This window comes from Bradyrhizobium sp. 154, assembly GCF_023073875.1.
GTDB lineage: Bacteria > Pseudomonadota > Alphaproteobacteria > Rhizobiales > Xanthobacteraceae > Bradyrhizobium.
This window is the reverse complement of record NZ_JADPKG010000038.1, coordinates 1-2655: the sequence shown is the minus strand read 5'-3', so window position 1 is coordinate 2655 and position 2655 is coordinate 1. Positions and strand designations below refer to the sequence as shown.

Below are 2655 nucleotides of genomic sequence, written 5' to 3'. Positions count from 1 at the left end.
TACAACTGCGCATCAGAACACCCATTTGGCTATGTTGTTGAAGAGAAGAGACTTTGTTGATCGGGATGCGATCCTGCGGGGTATCTTGGGTTCTGCCGCGCTCGTTCGGTGATAGATGTGGCGGCATCCGTGGTCAAGGCCGCGCGCGCGAAGATCCATGGCCCATCCGGCAAAGGGTGGACGGCTTCGATCTGACCAGCTTCTGCGGCCAAGCGCAGCGTCTTGGATGCGACCTTGAGAAGGCTGGCGGCGTCGGAGTGATTGAGCCATGGCTCGACGCTATCCTCGGCCCGCCGGAAGACGGGTATCCGATGATAAGATCGCGTGGTTGTGACGCGCTCGCGGGTCCAACGGTTGCCGTTGCCCGTCTTGAGGCCGTTGCGGTTGAGCAGGCCCGCAATCAGGTCGTCCCTGGCGATCAGCACCAGTTGCCGGATGCTGCGATGATGTCGTCGGAGATGTTGTTACGCTGCCCACGTCGACGCTTCGATAGCCGCATCTCGCTGTGAGCGCCGCCTGCCCAATGCACGACGAGAACGATCTCGGACGCTTCGTCATCGATATCGACAACGACCTCGTGGATCAGCGTACGGACGATGCGCTTCTTCAGCCGCGCATCGATGGTCGGCCCTGACCAGACTGACTTGAGGTCTGAGGCCAGAAACGCTGAGCAGCTTTGGATCGATCGCTGTCGGTGCGGTCGTCGCATCATGCGCGGCAATCTTGCTCTCTACCTCCGCGACGCGGGCAAGCGAGCGATTCCAGCGTGCCTCAAGCTCTGCCGCAACCAGGCGGTTCGCCTGATCGGCGCGTCATATTGCCGGAAGGCGCGATCGGCGGCATAACGGGCCGCTTCGCGATCACGGCCGAGCGCTTCGCGAACCTGATCCCTCTGATGTGTGGCTTGGGCTGCGGCGGCCGTAGCCGCCGCAACGGCGCCGGGTCCGACAACGCCGAGCAGTGCCCCTTCGATCGCATCATCGACGCGCAAGCCACCGAACGCGATGCAGCGCGGTTCGCCGTTGTCCATCCAGCCGCGCGAGCAGCTGTAACGGGGGATGTGATGCTTCATACCGCTGTAGCGCAGCGTCAGCTTGCGGCCACAACGCCGGCAGCGGATGAGCCCAGCGAGCAGCGCCTCGCCATGCTTGGGCGCGCCATGATGACGGCTCGTGGGCACGTTACTGGAGACCATTGTACGGATCGCTTCGAACCTCTCCCAGTTCACATAGCCTTCGTGGGCGTCCGGCTTGAGGACGAGCCACTCGGCGCGCGCCTTCCGGCGGATCTTCGCGCCTGCGCCAAGGACGCCGTACCCCGTCGCTACGCCGTCGCTACGGCTGCTTTACCATAGGCGTAGGCTCCGCCGTAGACCGGGTTCTCGACCATCCTGTGGAGAGTCGCGTAGCTGGGCCGCCGCCAGGCTGTGTCGCCGTTCGGCTGCTTCACCGGTAGGTCGAGGCCGTGCTCATGGAACCACAGCAGCGCCTGCCGCGCGGTCCCGAGTTCCTCGATCTTGTCGAAGACGAGCGTAATGGCGTCCTGCACACGCCGGTCCGGATCCTTCTCATAGCGATCACCGGCCTTCACAAAACCGACTGGCGTGGCCGCAATCAGTTCGCCACGGCTGGCCTTCTCGTAGCGTGCCGAGAGCGAGCGTTGTCGCAAAAGGTCCAGCTCATACTCGTTGAGGCTCCCCTTCAGCCCCAGAAGCAATCGGTCGTTGCCATGCCGCGGAGCATAGACAGCTTCGTGGTCAACCAGCACCGTGTCGACGACGCGACACATCTCGATCAGCTGTTGCCAATCCCGGCTATTGCGGGCAAAGCGCGAGACCTCCCGCGCACAGACTGCGCCGACCTTGCCGAGGCAGACCTCGGCCACCATCCGCTCGAAGCCCGCGCGCTGGACGCCGCCGGCAGCCGAACGCCCAAGATCATCGTCGATCACCTCGATCTTGGACCACCCCAGCGCCGTCAATCGGTCGCGCATCGCGTATTGCAACGCGCTGCTCTCACGATTGTGCAGAACCTGATGGGCGGAGGACTGGCGCACATAGAGGATCGCCTTGCGCTCGAGATGGTGAGGACGGACCTTGTCACTGATCATGACCGTCTTCCCTCTTCGCGAGCGTTGCGCTTACCCGTGCATGGTCCAGCACCAGCTGCGTCATCAAGTTCACCAGCGCATCCTGCGCCTCCTTCGGCAGCTCCCGCCATTCCGGTACCCCGACGACGCCGTGCGCTATGCCACCCGTGAACAGGTCCATCTGATGCACGCCGAACCGCCGGTTGCGCCGAACCGGGTTGGCCGATATCGCCGTCCTGCTTGCCATGAGCCTCTCCCCGATTCTGATCGTGAGAGACTCCGCATGCACCGGAAAGCGGTTCATTCAATGATGATGTCGCGCTCTTGACCGCTGAATCGACAAGCGACGACAACGCGTTGAGCGCTTCCAGGCTGACAAAGGGCTCTGCCGTTAGGCTGCCACCGCGAGCGCATGCCGCGCGGTCGAACATCCAGGATGGGATCTCCAGAAAACGCTTCGTCTCCGATCCATCCAGCGTGCAGCGGAAAACAACGCCGTCCGCCTTGTCTATCACACCATGGACGAAAACCTCGCGGCTTGCCCAAGGGTGATGCCGGTACAGAACC

At 63.1% G+C, this 2655-nt stretch carries 5 protein-coding genes; all 5 read right to left on the bottom strand.

Annotated features, from left to right (window positions below):
- Window positions 1–29: 29 nt before the first annotated feature.
- The 5 genes from IVA92_RS08305 to IVA92_RS08285 all read right to left on the bottom strand — a co-directional run bounded on the left by IVA92_RS08305 (window position 30) and on the right by IVA92_RS08285 (window position 2335).
- The gene (locus IVA92_RS08305; protein ID WP_247277341.1) at window positions 30–425 is read right to left on the bottom strand and encodes a hypothetical protein; all 396 of its coding nucleotides are present in this window, start codon (window positions 423–425) and stop codon (window positions 30–32) included.
- Entirely contained in the window at window positions 419–712 is a 294-nt protein-coding gene (locus IVA92_RS08300; RefSeq protein ID WP_247277340.1) for a hypothetical protein, read from the bottom strand. Before IVA92_RS08300 ends, IVA92_RS08305 begins: the two co-directional genes overlap by 7 nt.
- 18 nt (window positions 713–730) lie before the next feature.
- Window positions 731–1195, bottom strand: a complete 465-nt coding sequence (locus tag IVA92_RS08295; protein ID WP_247277339.1) for a zinc ribbon domain-containing protein — start codon at window positions 1193–1195, stop codon at window positions 731–733.
- A gap of 128 nt (window positions 1196–1323) precedes the next feature.
- Window positions 1324–2109, bottom strand: a complete 786-nt coding sequence (locus IVA92_RS08290) for a recombinase family protein (protein ID WP_247277338.1) — start codon at window positions 2107–2109, stop codon at window positions 1324–1326.
- Entirely contained in the window at window positions 2099–2335 is a 237-nt protein-coding gene (locus IVA92_RS08285; RefSeq protein ID WP_247277337.1) for a hypothetical protein, read from the bottom strand. Before IVA92_RS08285 ends, IVA92_RS08290 begins: the two co-directional genes overlap by 11 nt.
- Window positions 2336–2655 lie beyond the last annotated feature (320 nt).

Bases quoted from the DNA above. Each gene is read 5' to 3' on its own strand.
- IVA92_RS08295 (WP_247277339.1), bottom strand. From the start codon at position 1,195: ATGGTCTCCAGTAACGTGCCCACGAGCCGTCATCATGGCGCGCCCAAG.
- IVA92_RS08285 (WP_247277337.1), bottom strand. From the start codon at position 2,335: ATGGCAAGCAGGACGGCGATATCGGCCAACCCGGTTCGGCGCAACCGG.
- IVA92_RS08290 (WP_247277338.1), bottom strand. From the start codon at position 2,109: ATGATCAGTGACAAGGTCCGTCCTCACCATCTCGAGCGCAAGGCGATC.
- IVA92_RS08300 (WP_247277340.1), bottom strand. From the start codon at position 712: ATGATGCGACGACCGCACCGACAGCGATCGATCCAAAGCTGCTCAGCG.